This is a genomic window from Rikenella sp. (assembly GCF_056799795.1).
This window is the reverse complement of record NZ_JBQIQO010000003.1, coordinates 96,061-114,725: the sequence shown is the minus strand read 5'-3', so window position 1 is coordinate 114,725 and position 18,665 is coordinate 96,061. Positions and strand designations below refer to the sequence as shown.

The 18,665-nt window shown below is 54.9% G+C and carries 14 protein-coding genes, 1 tRNA gene and 1 CRISPR repeat array; of the genes, 8 read left to right on the top strand and 7 right to left on the bottom strand.

What is annotated here, in order from left to right:
* Window positions 1-1,221, top strand: a 1,221-nt coding sequence (locus ACTO3O_RS01775; protein WP_482596384.1) for a hypothetical protein, incomplete at its 5' end; no start/stop codon positions are given.
* Between the two features lie 750 nt (window positions 1,222-1,971).
* Here ACTO3O_RS01775 and ACTO3O_RS01770 read toward each other — a convergent pair.
* A tRNA-Pro gene (locus ACTO3O_RS01770) sits at window positions 1,972-2,046 on the bottom strand.
* Between the two features lie 110 nt (window positions 2,047-2,156).
* Here ACTO3O_RS01770 and ACTO3O_RS01765 point away from each other — a divergent pair.
* The 3 genes from ACTO3O_RS01765 (at window position 2,157) to htpG (ending at window position 5,976) form a co-directional block, all read left to right on the top strand.
* Window positions 2,157-2,771, top strand: a complete 615-nt coding sequence (locus ACTO3O_RS01765) for a M15 family metallopeptidase (RefSeq protein WP_297829589.1) — start codon at window positions 2,157-2,159, stop codon at window positions 2,769-2,771.
* 12 nt (window positions 2,772-2,783) lie between these two features.
* Complete coding sequence (locus ACTO3O_RS01760; protein WP_297829591.1) at window positions 2,784-3,785, top strand: adenosine kinase; 1,002 nt, start codon at window positions 2,784-2,786, stop codon at window positions 3,783-3,785.
* A 115-nt stretch (window positions 3,786-3,900) separates the two neighbouring features.
* A complete protein-coding gene (gene htpG / locus ACTO3O_RS01755) occupies window positions 3,901-5,976 on the top strand; it encodes a molecular chaperone HtpG (protein WP_297829594.1) in 2,076 nt (691 codons plus the stop codon).
* A gap of 115 nt (window positions 5,977-6,091) precedes the next feature.
* On the opposite strand, the gene ACTO3O_RS01750 is transcribed toward htpG, so the two are convergent.
* Together ACTO3O_RS01750 and ACTO3O_RS01745 are read right to left on the bottom strand one after the other, a co-directional pair.
* Window positions 6,092-6,586, bottom strand: a complete 495-nt coding sequence (locus tag ACTO3O_RS01750; RefSeq protein WP_297829597.1) for a flavodoxin — start codon at window positions 6,584-6,586, stop codon at window positions 6,092-6,094.
* A 4-nt stretch (window positions 6,587-6,590) separates the two neighbouring features.
* Window positions 6,591-7,361 carry a carboxymuconolactone decarboxylase family protein gene (locus ACTO3O_RS01745; RefSeq protein ID WP_297829599.1) on the bottom strand — a complete coding sequence of 257 codons (771 nt, stop codon included), beginning with the start codon at window positions 7,359-7,361 and terminating at the stop codon, window positions 6,591-6,593.
* A gap of 210 nt (window positions 7,362-7,571) precedes the next feature.
* Here ACTO3O_RS01745 and ACTO3O_RS01740 point away from each other — a divergent pair, with 210 nt between their 5' ends.
* Together ACTO3O_RS01740 and ACTO3O_RS01735 are read left to right on the top strand one after the other, a co-directional pair.
* Entirely contained in the window at window positions 7,572-8,468 is an 897-nt protein-coding gene (locus ACTO3O_RS01740; RefSeq protein WP_297829682.1) for a helix-turn-helix domain-containing protein, read from the top strand.
* 93 nt (window positions 8,469-8,561) lie between these two features.
* The gene (locus ACTO3O_RS01735) at window positions 8,562-9,005 is read left to right on the top strand and encodes a PepSY-like domain-containing protein (protein WP_297628443.1); all 444 of its coding nucleotides are present in this window, start codon (window positions 8,562-8,564) and stop codon (window positions 9,003-9,005) included.
* Between the two features lie 59 nt (window positions 9,006-9,064).
* On the opposite strand, the gene ACTO3O_RS01730 is transcribed toward ACTO3O_RS01735, so the two are convergent.
* Genes ACTO3O_RS01730 through ACTO3O_RS01720 form a run of 3 tightly spaced genes read right to left on the bottom strand, consistent with a single transcriptional unit; the run spans window position 9,065 to window position 13,518 of the window.
* Window positions 9,065-10,309, bottom strand: coding sequence for a DUF2264 domain-containing protein (locus tag ACTO3O_RS01730; protein ID WP_482596382.1), 1,245 nt, complete (start codon window positions 10,307-10,309; stop codon window positions 9,065-9,067).
* 19 nt (window positions 10,310-10,328) lie between these two features.
* Window positions 10,329-12,287 carry a heparinase II/III domain-containing protein gene (locus ACTO3O_RS01725; protein ID WP_297829604.1) on the bottom strand — a complete coding sequence of 653 codons (1,959 nt, stop codon included), beginning with the start codon at window positions 12,285-12,287 and terminating at the stop codon, window positions 10,329-10,331.
* A gap of 13 nt (window positions 12,288-12,300) precedes the next feature.
* Window positions 12,301-13,518 (bottom strand): glycoside hydrolase family 88 protein, encoded by a 1,218-nt coding sequence (locus tag ACTO3O_RS01720; RefSeq protein WP_482596385.1) that lies wholly within the window; start codon window positions 13,516-13,518, stop codon window positions 12,301-12,303.
* Window positions 13,519-13,764: 246 nt separating this feature from the next.
* On the opposite strand from ACTO3O_RS01720, the gene ACTO3O_RS01715 reads away from it, so the two are divergent.
* On the top strand, window positions 13,765-14,892 hold the full coding sequence (locus ACTO3O_RS01715) for a BT3233 family polysaccharide utilization protein (RefSeq protein ID WP_297829609.1): 1,128 nt from the start codon (window positions 13,765-13,767) through the stop codon (window positions 14,890-14,892).
* Window positions 14,893-14,979: 87 nt separating this feature from the next.
* Here ACTO3O_RS01715 and ACTO3O_RS01710 read toward each other — a convergent pair whose 3' ends face one another.
* Window positions 14,980-15,873 carry an RluA family pseudouridine synthase gene (locus ACTO3O_RS01710; protein WP_297829612.1) on the bottom strand — a complete coding sequence of 298 codons (894 nt, stop codon included), beginning with the start codon at window positions 15,871-15,873 and terminating at the stop codon, window positions 14,980-14,982.
* A gap of 177 nt (window positions 15,874-16,050) precedes the next feature.
* Between ACTO3O_RS01710 and ACTO3O_RS01705 the strand changes: the two genes are divergently transcribed.
* Window positions 16,051-17,388 (top strand): DcaP family trimeric outer membrane transporter, encoded by a 1,338-nt coding sequence (locus tag ACTO3O_RS01705; RefSeq protein ID WP_297829615.1) that lies wholly within the window; start codon window positions 16,051-16,053, stop codon window positions 17,386-17,388.
* 139 nt (window positions 17,389-17,527) lie between these two features.
* Window positions 17,528-18,400: direct repeats of the CRISPR family, unit length 30 nt; unit sequence ATTTCAATTCAACTATTGTAAGATTGGGAG.
* Between the last annotated feature and the right edge of the window lie 265 nt (window positions 18,401-18,665).

Genomic DNA, 18,665 nt, shown 5'->3' with positions numbered 1-18,665 from the left:
TTTATAAATGATTTAGTACCACTTTTCTTATGTAGCAGTTCTATAAGATACAAACTTAGTAAGTATTTTATTACAGATTTTCACCCGGTTAATGCCTACACCCAATATAATTGGATGAATGATATATGGGGGGCTGAAAGAAAAATTGAAGCTCCTGGCATTGGGGGGATTTCCCTAATTATTATTCTTTTGTTTAGTGTATTTAGTTGTGGCTTAGGCTTATATTCAGAAAAATATAGCTTCACACAACCTCGTTTTCAATTTCGCAAAAAGCCTGTAATTGTTATTGTGGCTATAATTACGATTGGTTATTGGTGGATAATAGTTAGTCCTTATCGACAAAGATACTCACAGGAGCGTGATTATATGGAAAACCAACAAATGTTAAAGGCTGATAAAAATTCATTGTTGAATAAAAATTCCCATCTTGTGGATGAAAGATGCAAAATTATAAAATCACTATCATTTAAGGGGATAGGTCTTGGTATTTCATTAGATACAGCAATAGGACATGCGTCTTCCCTTGAAAATGAGGACAACGAGGATTTCTCAAACGACTCATCTACTATCGTTGGTGAGATTGTTAATGCAGACGAAATTGGCAACAGCAGCATATCTAACTTTTATTTTACAATCAAAGAGACAGAGCCTCTACCAATTTCTATTTTGACAGGAAATACCTATGATAACTCAAAGCCCCATACTGAGGATACCTACATTCAATATAAAACAGAGTGCTATGAAAGCTCCACTAGTTTGGATAATAATAAGGTATTTTATAGGATAATAGCTGCAAATAACAGGGTCTTTGCCATAACCGTAAATGCTAACATTTATGGCGGAACATGGTCGGATGACTATTATGCCAAGCTTGTAAACCTTTATACAGCAAAATATGGAGAGCCTGAAATCGAAAAGCTGTTTCCTAAGGCTGGCACGTATTATATACCTGATGAAAAAGCAATTAGTTATCAATGGACTTTTGCAGATGGAGTTGTATACCTTTCAGAAAAGGGCATTGTTTATTTATACTCTTCATTTATAAAGAAAGCTACTGCAAATCTTTCATCGCAGATAAGACTAAGGGAAGAGCAACAAAAGGCATATGACGATTCCGTTAAAAGGGAGAATGCTCGGCAATTGCGACTTGAAAATGAGCGCAAACGTAGTGATAGTATTAAGAGAATGAAGAACCATGAAAATGCCATTAATGAGATATAGCAAACGAAATGGCTTAAACCATTACTTTTCACAGTCATATTTTTCAACCAAATAATTCTATTGATTTTGCTCAAAAGCTATTGGATTGTCATTCTGGTGCCTCTATTAATCGGACACAACTATATACATGAATGTAGCAAATGTCTATAGGACTGAACATAATATAATAAAACAAGGATAGATAATTATTACTATTCCAACCTAGCGTAATAGCCAAGGCATCTATGGTATAGATATATGGCATTAGGAAAGCGGCCAAAAACAAAAGAAAAATACCCTGTTTGTGATTATCCTTACATTTGCAGAGATATTGACATAAAAGTATCCTTGCAAATAAGAACAGCCATGTGAAATACATGGCTGTTCTACGTTTATAGTGTTGTAAACTATCCGAATATAATCACCAACAATAGAGACACAGACACTACTGTAAATATGATGCACAGCAGCAAATGTTTACGGACAAACTTAAATCGCCTTGTGGATACCAGCACATATTTATACCAAGTTAAGATCAATCATAGTACAAGCTATCCAACTATCCAATCACACAGCACGGCGTCTTTCCATAAAATAATGGGCCTCCAAAGCCCCTTATCATAGTAATAATAGACACACGTCGGATTGATTATTGAGGCGTTTTTCTAACCTTGCAGAGAGGTATTGACAACACCTATCCGCCAGCTTTGTGTTCCCCCAAAAAGAAAATCAGCCACTTGAAAGTACATCCAAATGACTGAAAATCAATTGTCGGGGTGACAAGATTCGAACTTGCGACCACTCGCCCCCCAGACGAGTACTCTAACCGGGCTGAGCTACACCCCGCTCATAAACCGACCACAAAAGTACACCATTTTCGCAATTATCAAAAATTAAAATCGCTCGCACCGCGAAAAAACTCTATCTTTAACCGAAAAATCCTCCTTAACCCGTTTTTGCTTAGAACCATGTTGCTTGCCGTGCTGCTAGCCCTGACCTGCACCGTGGCCGAACCGGCCGACAGCGTGATCGTCGATTCGCGACAGACCCTCGACCAGGCGCTGGCCGGTACGACAGCACCGGATAGTATTCGCCAGACACTCGCGTTGGTAGACGTCGAATACTATTCGTTCGACCGGCGATTGCACCGCGGGCAGATCGTCGTACACAGAGAACTTGTCGATGACGTGCGGCAGATTTTCCGAACCGTGAAAGCCTCCCGCTTTCCTGTCGAAAGCGTTATCCCCGTCCGCTTCGACCGACCGAACAACGGCACCTCGATGGACACCCTGAACAACACATACGGATTTCATTACCGACCCAAAGCCACGTTCAAAACCCGGCAGCTCTCCGCCCACTCCTACGGCCGGGCGATTGATATCAATCCCTACCAGAACCCCGCCCTGCTGCGCAACGGACGAATCATTCCGGCCGGAGGAGACTATGATTTGAAGACACCCGGGACACTGAGCGACACATCGGCGGTCGTGCGGCTCTTTCGCCGGCTCGGATGGCAATGGGGCGGCAGGTGGGCCTCCGTGAAAGACCGTATGCACTTCGAAAAACCGTAACTTTTTACCTGAATGGCAATTATAGGCATGGGGAACGCGCTGACCGACATCCTGGTTCAGATTCCCGACGAAACCATCCTGCACGACCTCGGCGTCGAACGGGGCGGTATGTATCTGATCGACAACAAACAGCATCACCGCCTGATGGAGCGGATCGCTTCGTTGCCGAGGAAACTGGCGGCGGGCGGTTCGGCCGCGAATATGGTGGCCGGAGCGGCTATGCTCGGGTCGCGGAGCGCTTTTATCGGCCATGTCGGTCGCGATGCGACCGGTGAGGCTTTCTGTCGATGCCAGCAGGCAAAGGGGGTCGAATCGCTTGTCGGCGTTTCCGAGGGGACTCCTTCCGGAAAGTGCATTTCGCTGATTCTGCCGGACGGCGAACGCACCATGCTGACCTACCTGGGAGCGGCGCTGGAGGTCGACACCCGACATCTGGCAAGTCAATATTTACAGGGTCGGGAAGTCTTTTTTGTCGAAGGCTATCTGCTCAACTCGCCCGACGTGATCGAACCCGCCATGCAAGCAGCGCACGAGGCGGGACTCCTCGTGGCGTTGGATGCCGCCAGCTTTACCGTGATTCGGGAGTTCCGGCAGTTTGCCGACCGGCTGATCGATCGGTATGTCGACCTGTTGTTTGCCAACGAGGACGAGGCGGCTGCGCTGACCGACACCGACGTGCCGGAGCAGGCGCTCGAACAGCTGGCAGGACGGTGTGGAACGGTCGTGGTCAAAGTCGGGCCCGAAGGGTCGTGGATCGCCCGGGGATCGGAACGCTGCCGGATCGGCATCATCGAGGCACACCCGGTGGATAAGACCGGGGCCGGGGATCTCTATGCCGCTGCTTTTCTGCACGGTTGGACGCGCGGTCTGTCGCTCCGGCAGTGCGGCGAGCTGGGCGCGGTGGTGTCGAGCAAAAGTATCGAGGTGATCGGAGCCGATCTGCCGGCCGAGACCTGGGCCGGGATTCGACCGTGGGTGGAACGGATCGAGGCGGGCGAACGGGTCGTGGGATGACACCCGGCCTGACAGTTTGTCCGACGGGCCTGCCATTTCGGGGCTTGGCACAAGAGTTGTACGAAGCCGGACGGCGATTTTCAAAGGATTCGTAATCAAAAACCAATATCACGATATGCAACAAGGTAAAATCGGTGTGACGACCGAGAACATTTTTCCGATTATCAAAAAATTTCTCTATTCCGATCACGAGATCTTCCTGCGCGAGCTGATTTCCAATGCCGTCGACGCGACGACCAAACTCAAGGCACTGAGCTCGATGGGCGAGTTCAACGGCGAGTTGGGCGACCTGACGATCCGTGTGGAGTTGGACGACAAGGGCAAAAAACTGACCGTCTCGGATCACGGGATCGGGATGACCGAAGAGGAGGTCGACAAATACATCAACCAGATCGCCTTCTCGGGGGCCGAAGAGTTCATGAAGAAGTACGAAAACCAGAGCGGGATTATCGGACATTTCGGTCTGGGATTCTACTCCGCTTTTATGGTGGCGTCGAAGGTCGAGGTCATCACCAAATCGTACAAGGAGGGGGCACAGGCGGTGAAGTGGACGTGCGACGGCACGCCGAACTATACGCTCGAACCGGCCGAAAAGGCGGAGCGAGGGACGGAGATCGTACTCTACCTCTCCGACGACAGCAGCGAATTCGCCGAACGGGCCCGGATCGAAGCATTGCTGAAGAAATATTGCTCGTTCCTGCCGGTGCCGATCGCTTTCGGCAAGGTGCAGGAGTGGAAGGATGGTAAACAGGTCGACACGGATCGGGACAACATCATCAACGACACCCATCCGCTGTGGATGCAGAAACCGACGGAGATTACGGCGGAGCAGTACGACGAATTCTACCGCAAGCTCTATCCGATGGCGGAAGACCCGCTGTTCCACATCCACCTGAATGTCGATTATCCCTTCAACCTGACCGGGATTCTCTACTTCCCGAAGATCAAGAACAACTTCGAGGTGCAGAAGAACAAGATCCAGCTCTACTCGAACCAGGTCTATGTGACCGACTCGGTGGAGGGGATCGTGCCGGACTTCCTCACCCTGCTGCACGGGGTGATCGACTCGCCGGACATTCCGCTCAACGTGTCGCGGAGCTACTTGCAGAGCGACAGCAACGTGAAGAAAATCTCGGGTTACATCACCAAAAAGGTGGCCGACCGGCTGGCCGACCTGTTCAAAAACGGGCGGCAGGACTACGAGGCGAAGTGGGACGACCTGAAGCTCTTCATCCAGTACGGGATCGTCAGCGAAGAGAAATTCGGCGAACGGGCCGGAGAGTTCACCCTGCTGAAGAATACGGAGGGGAAATATTTCACGCTCGACGAGTATGCCGAGGTCATCAAGGGCAGCCAGACGGACAAGAACGGCAAGATCGTCCACCTGTACAGCAACGATCCGGTGGCGCAGCACAGCTTTATCGAGGCGGCGCAGGGCAAGGGGTACGACGTGCTGGTGATGGACAGTCCGTTGGAGGCGCACTTCATCGGTTTCCTCGAAAACAAACACAGCGACTGGCGATTTACGCGCGTCGATGCCGACACGGTCGAAAAACTGATCGAGAAGGAGGAGCAGTTGGCGATGGCGCTGACGACAGCTCAACAGCAGTTGCTGACGCCGGTCTTCGAATCGCAGCTGCCGACCGACGAAAAGAGCCACTTCAACGTTCAATTCGAGGCGATGGATCCGGCTGCCGCGCCGATCGTCATTACTCAGGGCGAATTCATGCGCCGGATGAAAGACATGTCGAAAATCGGCGGCGGTATGTACAGCTTCTACGGCGAGCTGCCGGACAGCTATAACGTCGTGGTGAACGGCAACCATCCGCTGGTGATCGAGGTGCTGGGCGAGACGCAGAATGCGACCGGCGAGGCTTTGGCCCCGCTGGACAAGAACCTCCAGGCGGCGGAGGAAGAAAAGACCGCTCTGAATGCACTGCTCAAAGACAAGAAAGAGGAGGAGATTTCGCAGGAGGAAAAAGACAAGCGGGCTTCGATCGAAACCAAAATCGGCGAGATCGAGGGACAACGCAAGGAGATTTTGCGGAATGCCGGTTCTCAGAATATGATCGTCGGGCAGCTGGTCGATCTGGCTCTGCTGGCCAACGGGATGCTGAAGGGAGAGGCGCTGACGAAGTTTATCCGCCGGAGCGTGGAAGTGGTCGGCAAGACCGGCCAACCGGTTGATTAGAACAGTGCCTATTTGACACCTTGGTACATCCAAGACATTGCGATACGGGAGGGGGCGTCCATCGATGGACTCCCCCTCGTGTTTTTACCCGCCATTCGGACAGAGACGGAAGCGGTCAGCGATTCATCAGCCGTCCCGCCTGCCAATTCAAACCGGGATACCTCTTCCGCAACACCGAGACACTGTTGGCGATCCCGCTGCTCCCCGACGTGGCGAACGGAATAATCGTTTTGCCGTTCAAATCGTGGCTCTCGATAAACGTCTCGACCACCCGCGGCGCCATATCCCACCAAATCGGATAACCGAGATAAATCACCTCATACTCCGCCACGTCAACCGCAGGGAGCGCGATAGCCGGTCTCGCCTTCGGATCGTTCATCTCCACCGAGCTGCGCGACCGCGCATTCCGCCAGTCCAGATCGGCCGACGTATAGGCCTTTGCAGGCCGAATCTCATACAGATCGGCATCCCTCTCCCAGGCGATCCGTTGTGCCGCGCGGGCCGTCGTGCCCGTAGCCGAGAAATAAACGACGAGCGTCTTTCCCGCCGCATTGTGTCCGACAACCGTCATAACAAAAAAGCTGATTAAAGTTAAAATAAATCGTTTCATCCTATTATTTCGTCCGTTCGATTCGATCATACTCCGCATCGGTTACCGGTTCGAGCCACTCGTTGGAGAGATTCTCGCCGGGAATCTCGAAAGCCAGATGCGCGAACCAACTGTCGGCCGCCGCTCCGTGCCAATGTTTCACACCTGCCGGAATGTGAACGACCGTGCCGGGAAGAATCTCTACGGCAGGTTTTCCCTCCTCCTGATACCATCCCCGTCCGGCCACGCCAATGAGCATCTGCCCGCCGCCCTCGGAAGCGCGATGGATGTGCCAATTGTTGCGGCAACGCGGCTCGAAAGTCACATTCGCAAACGGAATCCGGTCGGTTGAAATGCGGGCGAGGTAGCTATTACCCGTGAAATACTGCGCATAGGCCGTGTTCGGTTCGCCGATCGGAAAGATCATTTCGCGTTGGAAGGCTGCCTTGGCATCTTCGTCGGCCGTTGCGTCGGCCCAGACCTCCTTAGCGAGCCGGAACGCTCCCCAGGCGTTGGGCCATCCGGCATAAAAAGCGATGTGTGTCAGCATCTCCGAGATTTCGGTACGCGTAACACCGTTCGCCTTAGCGAACCGCAGGTGATGCTCCAGCGACGAATCGATCACCCCTTTACCGACCAGCGCCGCCACCGTCGCCAGACTGCGGTCGTGCGGGCTGAGTCCCGGTCGATTCCATACTTCCCCGAAGAGAACATCGTCGTTGAGCTCCGCGAATTTGGGTGCGAACTCCCCCAATTGGGTATGTCCGGCAGTTTGCGTAATTCTTTCCTGTGCCATAACGATTGAACTGTTTGCGGCGCATGCGATTATCAGCGCCTTGAAGATTCTCCTTTTCATTCCCTGCTGTGTTTTCACGACAGGCAAAATTACCCACTTGTTTCCCCCGCGTTTTTATCCGAAATCCGGTTCCTCTTACCCCGATTCCGGTTTCGCACCACAGCATATCAGAAATTCGTGTTAATTTTGAGGGAATCCATCCGGAACACCATGAAAGAGACGACGAAAATCGACACGATAGAGGCCTACAACCAATGTTTCGGTCTGAAGACACGGCATCCGTTGGTGTCGGTGGTCGATCTCTCGCAAGCCACGCAATGGCCCGATCCCCTCCGATTCAGCTACGGCATCTACGCCCTTTTCCTGAAACAGGTAAAGTGCGGGAACATCCAATACGGGCGACAAACCTATGATTATCAGGACGGCACGATCATCTGCTTCGCGCCGGGACAGGTAGCCGAAGTGACCCGCATACCGGGAGCACGCCCCTCGGCTTACGGCTTGCTTTTTCACCCCGACCTGATTCGCGGCACCGCGCTCGGACAGGAGATCACGCGGTACTCCTTCTTCTCGTACGCCGCCAACGAAGCCCTGCACCTCTCGGAAGAGGAGCGACAGACGATTCTCGACACAATGCGGAAAATCGACCGCGAACTCGACCACCCGTTCGACAAACACAGCCGGCGGCTTATCACGGCTCACATCGGCGTGCTGCTCGACTACTGCATGCGCTTCTACGACCGCCAGTTCGCGACACGCAGCGAGGTGAACAACGACGTAATCGCCCGTTTCGAACAGCTGTTGGACGGATACTTCGACACCGATGCACCGCAACACGAAGGACTCCCTTCAGTCCGGTATTTTGCCGACAAAGTTTGTTTGTCCCCCAACTATTTCGGCGACCTGATCCGGAAGCTGACCGGCAAAACCGCGTCGGAACACATCCAGGATAGGTTGATCGATCGGGTGAAAGAGCTGCTGCTCTCGTCCGGCAAGACGATGAGCCAGATCGCCTACGAGCTCGGATTCCAGCATCCGCAACACCTGAGCCGGATGTTCAAACGGCTGACCGGCATGACACCCAACGAATACCGCTCGGTCGGTTGAAAATCCTTCCGACTCAATCGACCGACAATCTGGAAAATACGCATTTTGGCCCGAAATTTGCTATGTGTTTTTAAAACCAACAAACATATCACCATGAAAAAACGTATCGTAACCCTCTGTCTGCTACTGTTCGGCGCCTTGATCGGCCTTCAAAGCTGCGACGACGAAAAGAACATCGCTTTCGACAAATTGCCGCAAACGGCCCGCCAATTCATCGGCAACTACTTCCCGGATCAGACCGTCAACCGGACCCGGCAAGAGAAAGATAACGGCATCGTCTCCTACGAAGTACGTCTGACCGACGGTACGGAGATCGATTTCAATGCCGCCGGCGAATGGCAGCACATCGACCGCCCGTTCGGAATCGTACCCGACGAGATCGTTCCGCAGGCGATTCTCAACGACCTGGCCGGACGCTATCCGGAGGCCCGCGTACACGAGATCGAGAAAGAGTTGGGCGGCTATGAAATCGGGATCGGCAACGGACTGGAGCTGTATTACACGACCGAAGGAGTCTTTATCCGGGAAGAGCGATAACCCCATCTTCTCATAAACGCAGCGCGGGCACCCTCTTCCGGAAGGTGCCCGCGCCGTTTTCAATCTCCGATGGAGTGATCCTGCGGAAACGGTTCGCCGCTCCAGGCCCGTCGCGACGTCCAAGGCTCGCCCGGCGCCGTCCAGAACGGATCGTCCTCCGGCAAACCTAAAGCCAGAAAACCGGTCAGACAGAGATAGAGACTCCCCGTACAGGTGTACGCCTCACCGATCTCCGGCTGCGCGCCGCAGAAGCCGATCCGCAGCCAGCCGTTTGAGTCGAACGTCCCCGGCTGCTCGAAAAACCGCCGGATCACGGCCGTCATCGCGCTCCGCACCTGCCCTTTCGAGAGGCTCTTCGGCAGACGATCCTGCAAGGCCATCTGAGAAAGCACCTGCAACGCCGCCGTCCGATACTGCAACGACCGTCCCAGCGGCGGAATCGTCCCCTCGGGCGAAATCATCCGCTCGGTGACCTCCGCATAACGCGCCGCCCGCTTCAGCACCCGTTCGCGCAACCCCGGAAATCCGTCGCCCATCACCCCCAGCACGTCGATCAGCATCGGCTGGATCACGAAACTGTTATAGTAGTCCCAGTGGAACGGCTCGCCGTCGCCGTAGACCCCGTCGCCCTTATACCAGGCGTTCATCTGCCGCACCGGATAGTCCACCCGCACCTGATCGTACTCCTCGCCCACCGAACGTAGAAAAGCTTCGATCTGCGCCGTGAACATCAGCCAGTTACTCACATTCGGCCGCACCTTCCGCGTCTGTTTCATCTCGTAAACGATGCGCTCCCGGGTCGCCTCGTCGAGACCGCCCCACAGGTTTTTCGGCGCACGCATCAACCCCTGTGCCAAGTGCGCCGCATCCACCAGCGCCTGATACCCTACCGCAAAACTGATGTAGTCCGCCGACGTCGTATCCATCGCATTCCGCAATCCCCGGATAGAGAGGTCGAGGAGCTCCTTGCGCATCTTCCCGTCCCGGGTCGTGGTATCCACCGACAGCTCCAGCCACGGAGCGATCCCGCAGATCGTCCGTCCCAACGCCTCCAGATAGGCGTATTTCGTCCGGTCGCCGTACGCTCCATACTCCGGATGCGACGGCCCGCGCTGTTCGATCGGCATATTCGCGTGCAGCGTCCCCGCCGCCAAATTCGACAACACCGGATAAGCGATTTTATAAGCCGTCTCGGCCCACACTTCGCGATCCGACTTCGGCAGTTCAGCCTGTTTTTTCCGGGCCGCCCAGCCGTCCGGCAGGATACATACCGCGGCCTGCGCGACCGCCAATAAACATTTCATCGATTTCATGCTCTCACTATTATTGCTGTAAAAAAGTCACCTGCAAGGTATCCTTCCGTTTCGGATTTTTGACCTTCAGGACAATCCGGGTCAACCACTCGCCCCAGATGTTCGACAGCCGCGGATCGGTCAGCTCAACCGCCTCGGTCGTCAGTTCATATTTCGAAAGGTCGAATGCCATGCGCAAAGTCTTGTCCCCGCTCTGGATTTCGACTCCCCCACGGCCCGACGCCACCGTCCCGCAGGTCAGGAAATTCAAGGCTACCGGCCCCTCTACCTCCGACAAATCATACGTATCGGTCAGCGTGACCGTATTTCTCCGCCGGTCGAAGCGGTAGTCGCGCACCCAGCTGCGGCACGCCGCCTCGGCCGGATAAGCCCCCGCCATATCCAGCGAGAAATTCATCACCCGGCCGTTATCCGTATGTTTCACGTTCCGCGAACGGTATCTCCCACCGTCCTTCTGTCCGAAACCATTGACAACCGGCAGGTTGTGAAACTCCGACTGCATCATCCAGATGGTGTAGCGCCGGTGATCGAACGTCGCCGCTGTGTAGGTTCCCACCCCGGCGTCCACCATCACCGGCTGACCGTCCACATAGAGGATAAAACTCCCCACGTCGTTGTGGTTATGGCTCTCGGCATTGTATCCACCCTTGGCGGCCAGCGTCAACCCCTCGGCGCTCCCGCCTTCGGTTCGCGCCACCGCCACCTCGATGCCGTCCATCCAGACCGACCGATACAACGGAGCCACCGGTCGGGCCGCACACATATCCTTATAGATAAACGCCGTCTTGAGCCGCTGATCCATCGTTCCGCTGAGCGGATTTTCGACAAAGCCGGTCAGCGTGCCGAGGTACGACCCGAACCGCATCATCGTGCTGTCGCCGATATTGCGCCCGTAACGGAACACCGTCGACGCCCCCGGCGAAGCCTTGGCTTCGGCGTCGGCAAAATTGACGAAATAGAGACTGTCGATATGCGCATTGGCGATATACAGCCCGATATTTTTCACCCGCTGCTCGCCGAACAGGTCGATTTTGCCCTGCGAATATCCTTTCAGCACTTCGAGGTAGTTGTTCATCATCCCCGCCGCATGCGTCCAGTACGAAGGCCCCTCTTCGCACCCTCCGTCAGGCTTGAAAAAGTTGATGAACTGATCCACCGACCGCATCGTCTTCTTCACGATCGCCGCCCGCCGCTCCGGATTCTCCTCGACCAGCAATGCCGTCGTCAGCACATTGAAATTGCACCACGGATTCCAGTTATTGACCTGCGCCCCCTCGCGGAACCCGAGCCAGAACATGTCGTCGCGATTCAGATAGACATCCAGCGTATGGCGGTTCAGCTCGGCCCGCAGCCGCTGCGGAATCGTGGGCGACAATTTACCCAGATCCTCCTTGAAGAAGTAGTAGGCCCAGGCCAGCGTATTGGCCGTCATCCCGCCGCTCAGGTCGATCGTGCGGCGGTCGATATCCGGCACCGCCGTCCCGCTCAGCTGCCAGTAGATATGCGCCGTCGCTACCCACGTGCTCTGCTCGCACAGCGACCACACCCCGTCGGCGATCTGATCCAGAAACCGTCCCTTGCCCTCGACCAGCTCGCCGAACATCAGGTCGGCCAGCGTCGAATACCGCTCGGCGATATGCAGGTCGTTGGGCCGGCGAATCCCCTTGCGGGCGAAATCGAGGTACGAAGTGACCGTTACACTGCGCCATACATAGTCCAGCCGGGCCTCCGCCTGCGCCACCGCCTGCCGCTTCACCTCTTCCGGCAGCGACTGCCAGAAATTGCGATCCGCATACCCCGGATAAGGCCGGTACGCCTCCCGGCAGAGGGAATCCATATCGTACCGCCGAGCGGCTTTCTGCAAAAGGTCGGGCTTGGCCTTAGTCGCCGGCGCCGCCTGCATCGAAAGGGGTGCCGCCCCGAAAAGAGCCGTCAGCAGCACCGTCAGCAACCGATTTGTCCGTTTCATTTCCGTTCGGCGATTATTTGTTTTCCAAATCCCGTTTCCGTTTCAGCGCTTCGAGGAAGTAATAGTCCGCATAGACCAGCGGCACATCCACCTCCGACGGCCCCGGTTTGTTGCCCGTCGAGTGCATCAGGACGAAATAGCCATTCTCGCCCAATTCGGCCCGATAAGCCGGCGAACCGAGCGTTTCGACGATCCGGTCGGCCAGTTTTTTATACGTTTTACCCTGCTTGCGCCCCACATAGGTCGAGAGCTCATAAAGCGCCGAAGCCGTCACCGCCGCTGCCGAAGCGTCGCGCGGCTCCCGCTCGATGTTCGGCACATCGTAATCCCAATAGGGAATCAAATCCTCCGGCAGGTTCTTGTTCGTAAAGATGAACTTCGCGATATCCTCCGCCTGTTTCAGGTATTTCGGATCGTGCGTATAGCGGTAGCACAGCGTGTAGCCGTACAGCCCCCACGCCTGTCCGCGCGCCCAGGCCGATGAGTCGGCATAGCCTTGCGCCGTCACCCGGCTGCGCACCTCGCCGGTTTTCGAATCGTAGTCCACCACGTGGTAGCAGCTCATATCCGGCCGGTAGTGATGCTTCATCGTCTGGTCGGCATGCGAGGTGGCGATTTTCCAGAACGACGAGTCGCCGCTCATCCGCGTCGCCTCGAACAGCAGCTCCAGGTTCATCATGTTGTCGATAATCACCGGGCAGTCCCACCCGCGCCACTGCGGCCACGACTGGATCACACCCACCCCCGGACGATACCGCTCGCTCAGCGTCCGGGCCGCCGTTACGATCACCTCTTTGTAAGGCTCCTTCTCCGTCAGCCGCAGCCCGTTGCCGAACGAACAGAAGATCATAAAACCGATGTCGTGATTCCCCCGGTAGTATTTGATCCGCTCCATCCCCTCGGTATAGTGCACCGCCGGCTTGAGCCACTTGCTGTCTCCCGTCAGCTCGTACAGGTACCACAGCGTCCCCGGGAAAAATCCGCTCGTCCAGTCGTCCAGCGTGGTGAAAGCCAGCTGCCCCTTCTCATTCAACGTCCGGGGACTCGGGATATCCTTGAACGTATCCATCGTGTCGACCATCAGTTGGACCTGTCGGGCCGCAAAATCGACATTTTCGGTAATCACCGGCGCGATTTTCCGGTTTTTCGCGGAGGCCGGTTCAGACGAGAGGCCGCCCCACAGCAGGCTCCCGGCAGCCAGAACGGCCGCTGTCGGTAAAAAGTTTTTCATCATATTTTTAAAAAGAGTTTGGTTGTCCGTTCACTCCCTCCGCCGCGCCGCGAAGGCACTCCGGAGCAGGAAAAGACAAAAATACGAAATTTAAATTCTTCTTCCCTCCGGCCCCCTCTGCCGACCGCAACAAGCCACTGATCCCGAACCGCAAAAACAGCCTGATTTTTAAGCCCCGATTTATTTTGTTATATTTGTCAGGATAATCCTGTCGCATTGCGCGAAAAATTTCAGATACGTACCCCTATGAAAAAATTACTCCCGCTTTTGGGCGCCCTCGTGCTCTGCCTCTCCTGCGGAGGCGTCAAGGTGAAGGTCGCCAACCCGCTGAAGCTCAACCGAACCGACGAAACGGTCGAACTCGACTGGAAAGAGGTGCAGAAACGGCTGCCGGGGATTACGCCCGAAGACATCGTGGTGATCGGGCCGAAGGGCGAACAGTTGCCGTCGCAGGTGCTCTATTACGGCGGCGTGGAGCCGCAGTCGCTGATTTTCCAGGCGACGGTCGGGCCGCGCAGCTCGACGACCTACCGGTTGGAGAGCGGCATGCGGGAAGACTTTCGGGCACAGGCGTACGGACGATTCGTGCCGGAGCGGATGGACGATTTCGCCTGGGAGAACGACCGGATCGCCTACCGGATGTACGGGCCGGCGCTCGAACGGACGGGCGAAATCAGCAACGGGATCGACATCTGGTTGAAACACACCGACAGTTTGGTCATCAACCGGTGGTATCGGCCGGGTTACGACTACCACACCGACCGGGGCGAAGGCCTCGACTGCTACAAAGTCGGCCGAACGCTCGGGGCGGGAGCCATGGCGCCGTACGAGGGAGGAAAGCTGTGGTTAGGCAACAATTTCACCGGCTACAAAGTACTGGACAACGGGCCGATACGGGTGACTTTCCAGCTGGATTATGCGCCTTTCCCGGTCGACAGCTTGACGGTGACCGAGCGGCGGACGATTTCGCTCGACGCTCATACCCCCTTCAATCGGATTACGGAAGAGTACACCGGCGATTTCGATGAACTGCGGGTGGCGGCGGGAGTCGTGCTGCGCGGGCCGGGCGGCCGGGTGATCGACCTGCTGGACAAACCGATCCGGAAGGTCGGCTATTGGGAGCCGCTCAACACGGACAACACCCCGGACAACGGGCATACGGGTATCGGTCTGGTCTTCCCCTGCGAGATCAAGGTAGAGACCCGGCTGGGACATCTCTTGGCGAGCACCGTCATTCCGCAGGGCAAGCCGTTTACCTATCGGATGGGGGCGGCATGGAGCAAGCGCGAGGCGCCGACCTCGGAAGCGATGGCGCAATTGATTCTGAACGAGACGGCCAAGGCAGAACATCCGCTGGTGGTGACGTTCAAGTAACAGCTGACCACTCCGCATAAAAAATCGGCGGGGCGAACCTGAATTGCAAAGGTTCGCCCCGCCGATTTCATTTTCGACCACCGCCGGCTAAAAGAGTTCCGAGAATTTCCGAGGCACCGGCGTCGAAAAGTCATGCCGTTTCCCCGTGGTCGGATGGATGAAGCTCAGCACCCCCGCATGCAGCGCCACCCGGCCGATCAACGCCCGCCGCGAACCGTACTTCTTATCGCCGACGATCGGATGACCGATGTACTCCATGTGTGCCCGAATCTGATTCTTCCGCCCCGTCTCCAGTTCCAGCTCCAGCAGTGTCACGTCGTTCCGCGCCGAGTACTTCAACACCCGAAACGCCGTATCGGCCTTCTTCCCCTCCTCGCGGTTCGTCACATAGACCTTCATCGCCTTACTCTCGGTCAGGTAGGTCGAAATCACCCCCTCGGCCTGCTCCACCCGCCCCTCGACCACCGCATAATATTTCCGCTCCACGACCGTCTCCGTCCAACTGCTCTGTACCCGGGTCTTCACCTCCTCGCTCTTGGCGAACATCATCAGTCCAGAGGTCTCCCGATCCAGACGGTGCAGGACGAATATCTTGTTCCGCGGATCGTCCTGTTTCACATGCTCGCTCAGAATGCTGTAGGCCGTCTGCATAATCTGCTTGTCGGTCGCCACCGAGAGCAGGCCGTTCCGTTTCTCGACCACGATCAAGTCGTCGTCCTCGTAGACGATGCGTAACTTCGGATGCGAAATCCCCTCGCGCACCCGCCCCAAATCGACCTCCACCCGATCGCCCGGCGCGAGCGGCGTATCGAACTGAGTCGTGATACACCCGTTCACCGCGACCTGGCGGTGAGCCAGATAGGATTTGACCGTCGTCCGGCTCCGGCCCGAAAAATAGGCGAACAGAAAGGGCAACAACGTACTCCCCTCCTCTACTGCGATCTGTATGCGGCCCGAAGCCGGTTGCGATTTTGTTTTCATGGGAACAAAAATAGGGATTTCGCGGCACAAACCCTACCCGCCGCCTCATAGAACGCGAACGAACCGACGCCTCTTCCGTCCGCCGGTCGCATCGCCTGTGGCACAAAAATTGTTCCTGCCCAAGGAGGTTTTTATATCCACCTATTTCATTATTTACCCTTTTAAACCATCTTATTTATGAAAACCTTCTACATGTTACTGGCCACCGCAGCTCTCGGGCTCGGATCGCTCGGCGCCTGGGCCGACGATGCCTCTACCGCCGCCTCCAGCGAAAATCCGCAACGGCACCGCCACGACAAACGCAACACGGTATGGATCATCGGCGCCGATCCGCAAACGGACGACGTCTGGATGCTGAAAGGCCGGGCGATCGACATCTATGCCCAAACCGTCAAACCGGGGTTCCAACAATCGGGTGTCCCGAATTTCATCATCTCGGATCGGGCCAACAAGGCGGTGTTCGGGATCGGGGGCTTCGTCAGCTTCCGGACGACGTATGACTGGAGCAATGTGATCCAAAACAAGGACTTCGTGACATACGACATCCCGATGATCCAGACGCCGTCGAACAAACAGCGTTTCCGGATGGATGCCAGCACCTCGCGGCTCTTCTTCAAGACCATCGTACACACCAAGGCGCTGGGTAACATCGAGACCTACGTCGAAACGGACTTCCGCGGCGGAGACAACGTTCTTCGGTTGCGCGAGGCCTATGTGTCGTTCAAAGGCCTGACGTTCGGTCAGCGCACCACGACGTTCGTCGACCTGGACGCTGCGCCGACCACGATCGACTTCCAGGGGCCGAATGCCTATACGTACCAACGGAATCTGATGGTTCGCTACCACTTGCAGATCAGCCCGAACTGGGAATTCGCGGTAGCGGCCGAAATGCCGGGCGTGAGCGCCACGACTCCGGGCGAAGCGGCCTATATCGTACCTCAACGGGTTCCGGACTTCCCGGTCTACTTCCAGTACAACTGGGCGCAGGGGCGCAGCCACTTGCGTGCGTCGGGGATCATCCGTACGATGAACTACTACGACAATGTGAACCTGAGTACCATCACAAAGGTGGGCTGGGGGGCCATGCTGAGCGGTCGGGTCGCGCTGAGTCGTGCGGCGAACGTTTTCGGACAGGTGGTCTACGGCGAGGGGATCGAAAACTACATCCAGGACCTGAACGGCAACGGCTACGACTTGGTTTCGAATCCGCTGCGGAGCGGCCGTTTGCAGACTTTGCCGGCCATGGGCTGGTTGGCGGGTTTCCAGGTGAATTTCAGCCCGAGCTGGCAGATGAATGCAGCGTACAGTCAGGTAAGCGTATGGAACCGCAACAACTATTTTGCTCAGGCTCCGGACACTTATCGGTTGTCGCAATACATCGTGGGTAACTTGTTCTACCACATCACTCCGGCCTTCAGCGTCGGCGCGGAATACCTCTACGGCACGCGCAAGAATGCGGATCACGCTAAAGCGCATGCGAACCGGGCTCAAATGATGGTTCAGTTCAACTTCTAACGGAGAATTTCCATACCGTAAATCCGGCAACGGGGAGCTGCTTCGGCGTCTCCCCGTTTGTTTTTATCACGAACTCAACGATTATACGATTACGCATTGTGCAGAGGTTTGCGAAGTACTGCGACAAATAGTTGCCAATATTTCCATTCAACTATTGTAGGATTGGGAGGCTTATGTGGCCAGTGGCGTCGCGGTCGGGGTACAATTTCAATTCAACTATTGTAGGATTGGGAGACCTCTACGCGATTTTGATCACTGATGTGGCGAGATTTCAATTCAACTATTGTAGGATTGGGAGTCGGTCGTTGCCAAGTGGTGCAACGACGTTATCCAATTTCAATTCAACTATTGTAAGATTGGGAGGGCGATGTCCTGATCCCGGCCCAATACGCCTATTCATTTCAATTCAACTATTGTAAGATTGGGAGGGCGATGTCCTGATCCCGGCCCAATACGCCTATTCATTTCAATTCAACTATTGTAAGATTGGGAGTCCCGATCTCGAAAGCCTGACGCAAGGCCGCTTTCATTTCAATTCAACTATTGTAAGATTGGGAGGCCACCGGGATTTTTCGCCCGACCGCAACAACAAATTTCAATTCAACTATTGTAAGATTGGGAGCCTCCTCGAACGACTTTTTAACCAAGTCGACCATCATTTCAATTCAACTATTGTAAGATTGGGAGAAGCGCGGGAGGCCGTCGAGGCACGAATGATCCTATTTCAATTCAACTATTGTAAGATTGGGAGAAGCGCCGGTTCCGGGGTTTTGTCAACAGGGTTTTCATTTCAATTCAACTATTGTAAGATTGGGAGATTCGTCCTCACAGACAATTTCAAGCGGCGCCTTCATTTCAATTCAACTATTGTAAGATTGGGAGAAGTTCTGCCCCCGGCCCGACGATCTCCAACCGTTATTTCAATTCAACTATTGTAAGATTGGGAGAGTGATCCCGCCCGACAGAACTCTGTTTATGTCGAATTTCAATTCAACTATTGTAAGATTGGGAGCCGTGAAAAACGACAAATCAGCACACTAAAAATCAAACGATTAGAAGTGTAAAAAACATTTTTCTGACATCAGAAAGTTGTCGACCTCCAATCCCGCGAAAACATACGGAGATCGACAACTTTGATATTTATCTGATTTTCAATATATCAAAGAACCCGGCACCACACATCACACCGCCGCACAGCAGGTCACACAACACGAACGACAACTATAGGAAATTATCCACCGAAGCCCGCTCGCACCCTATGATCCGCTTGTCCAGCC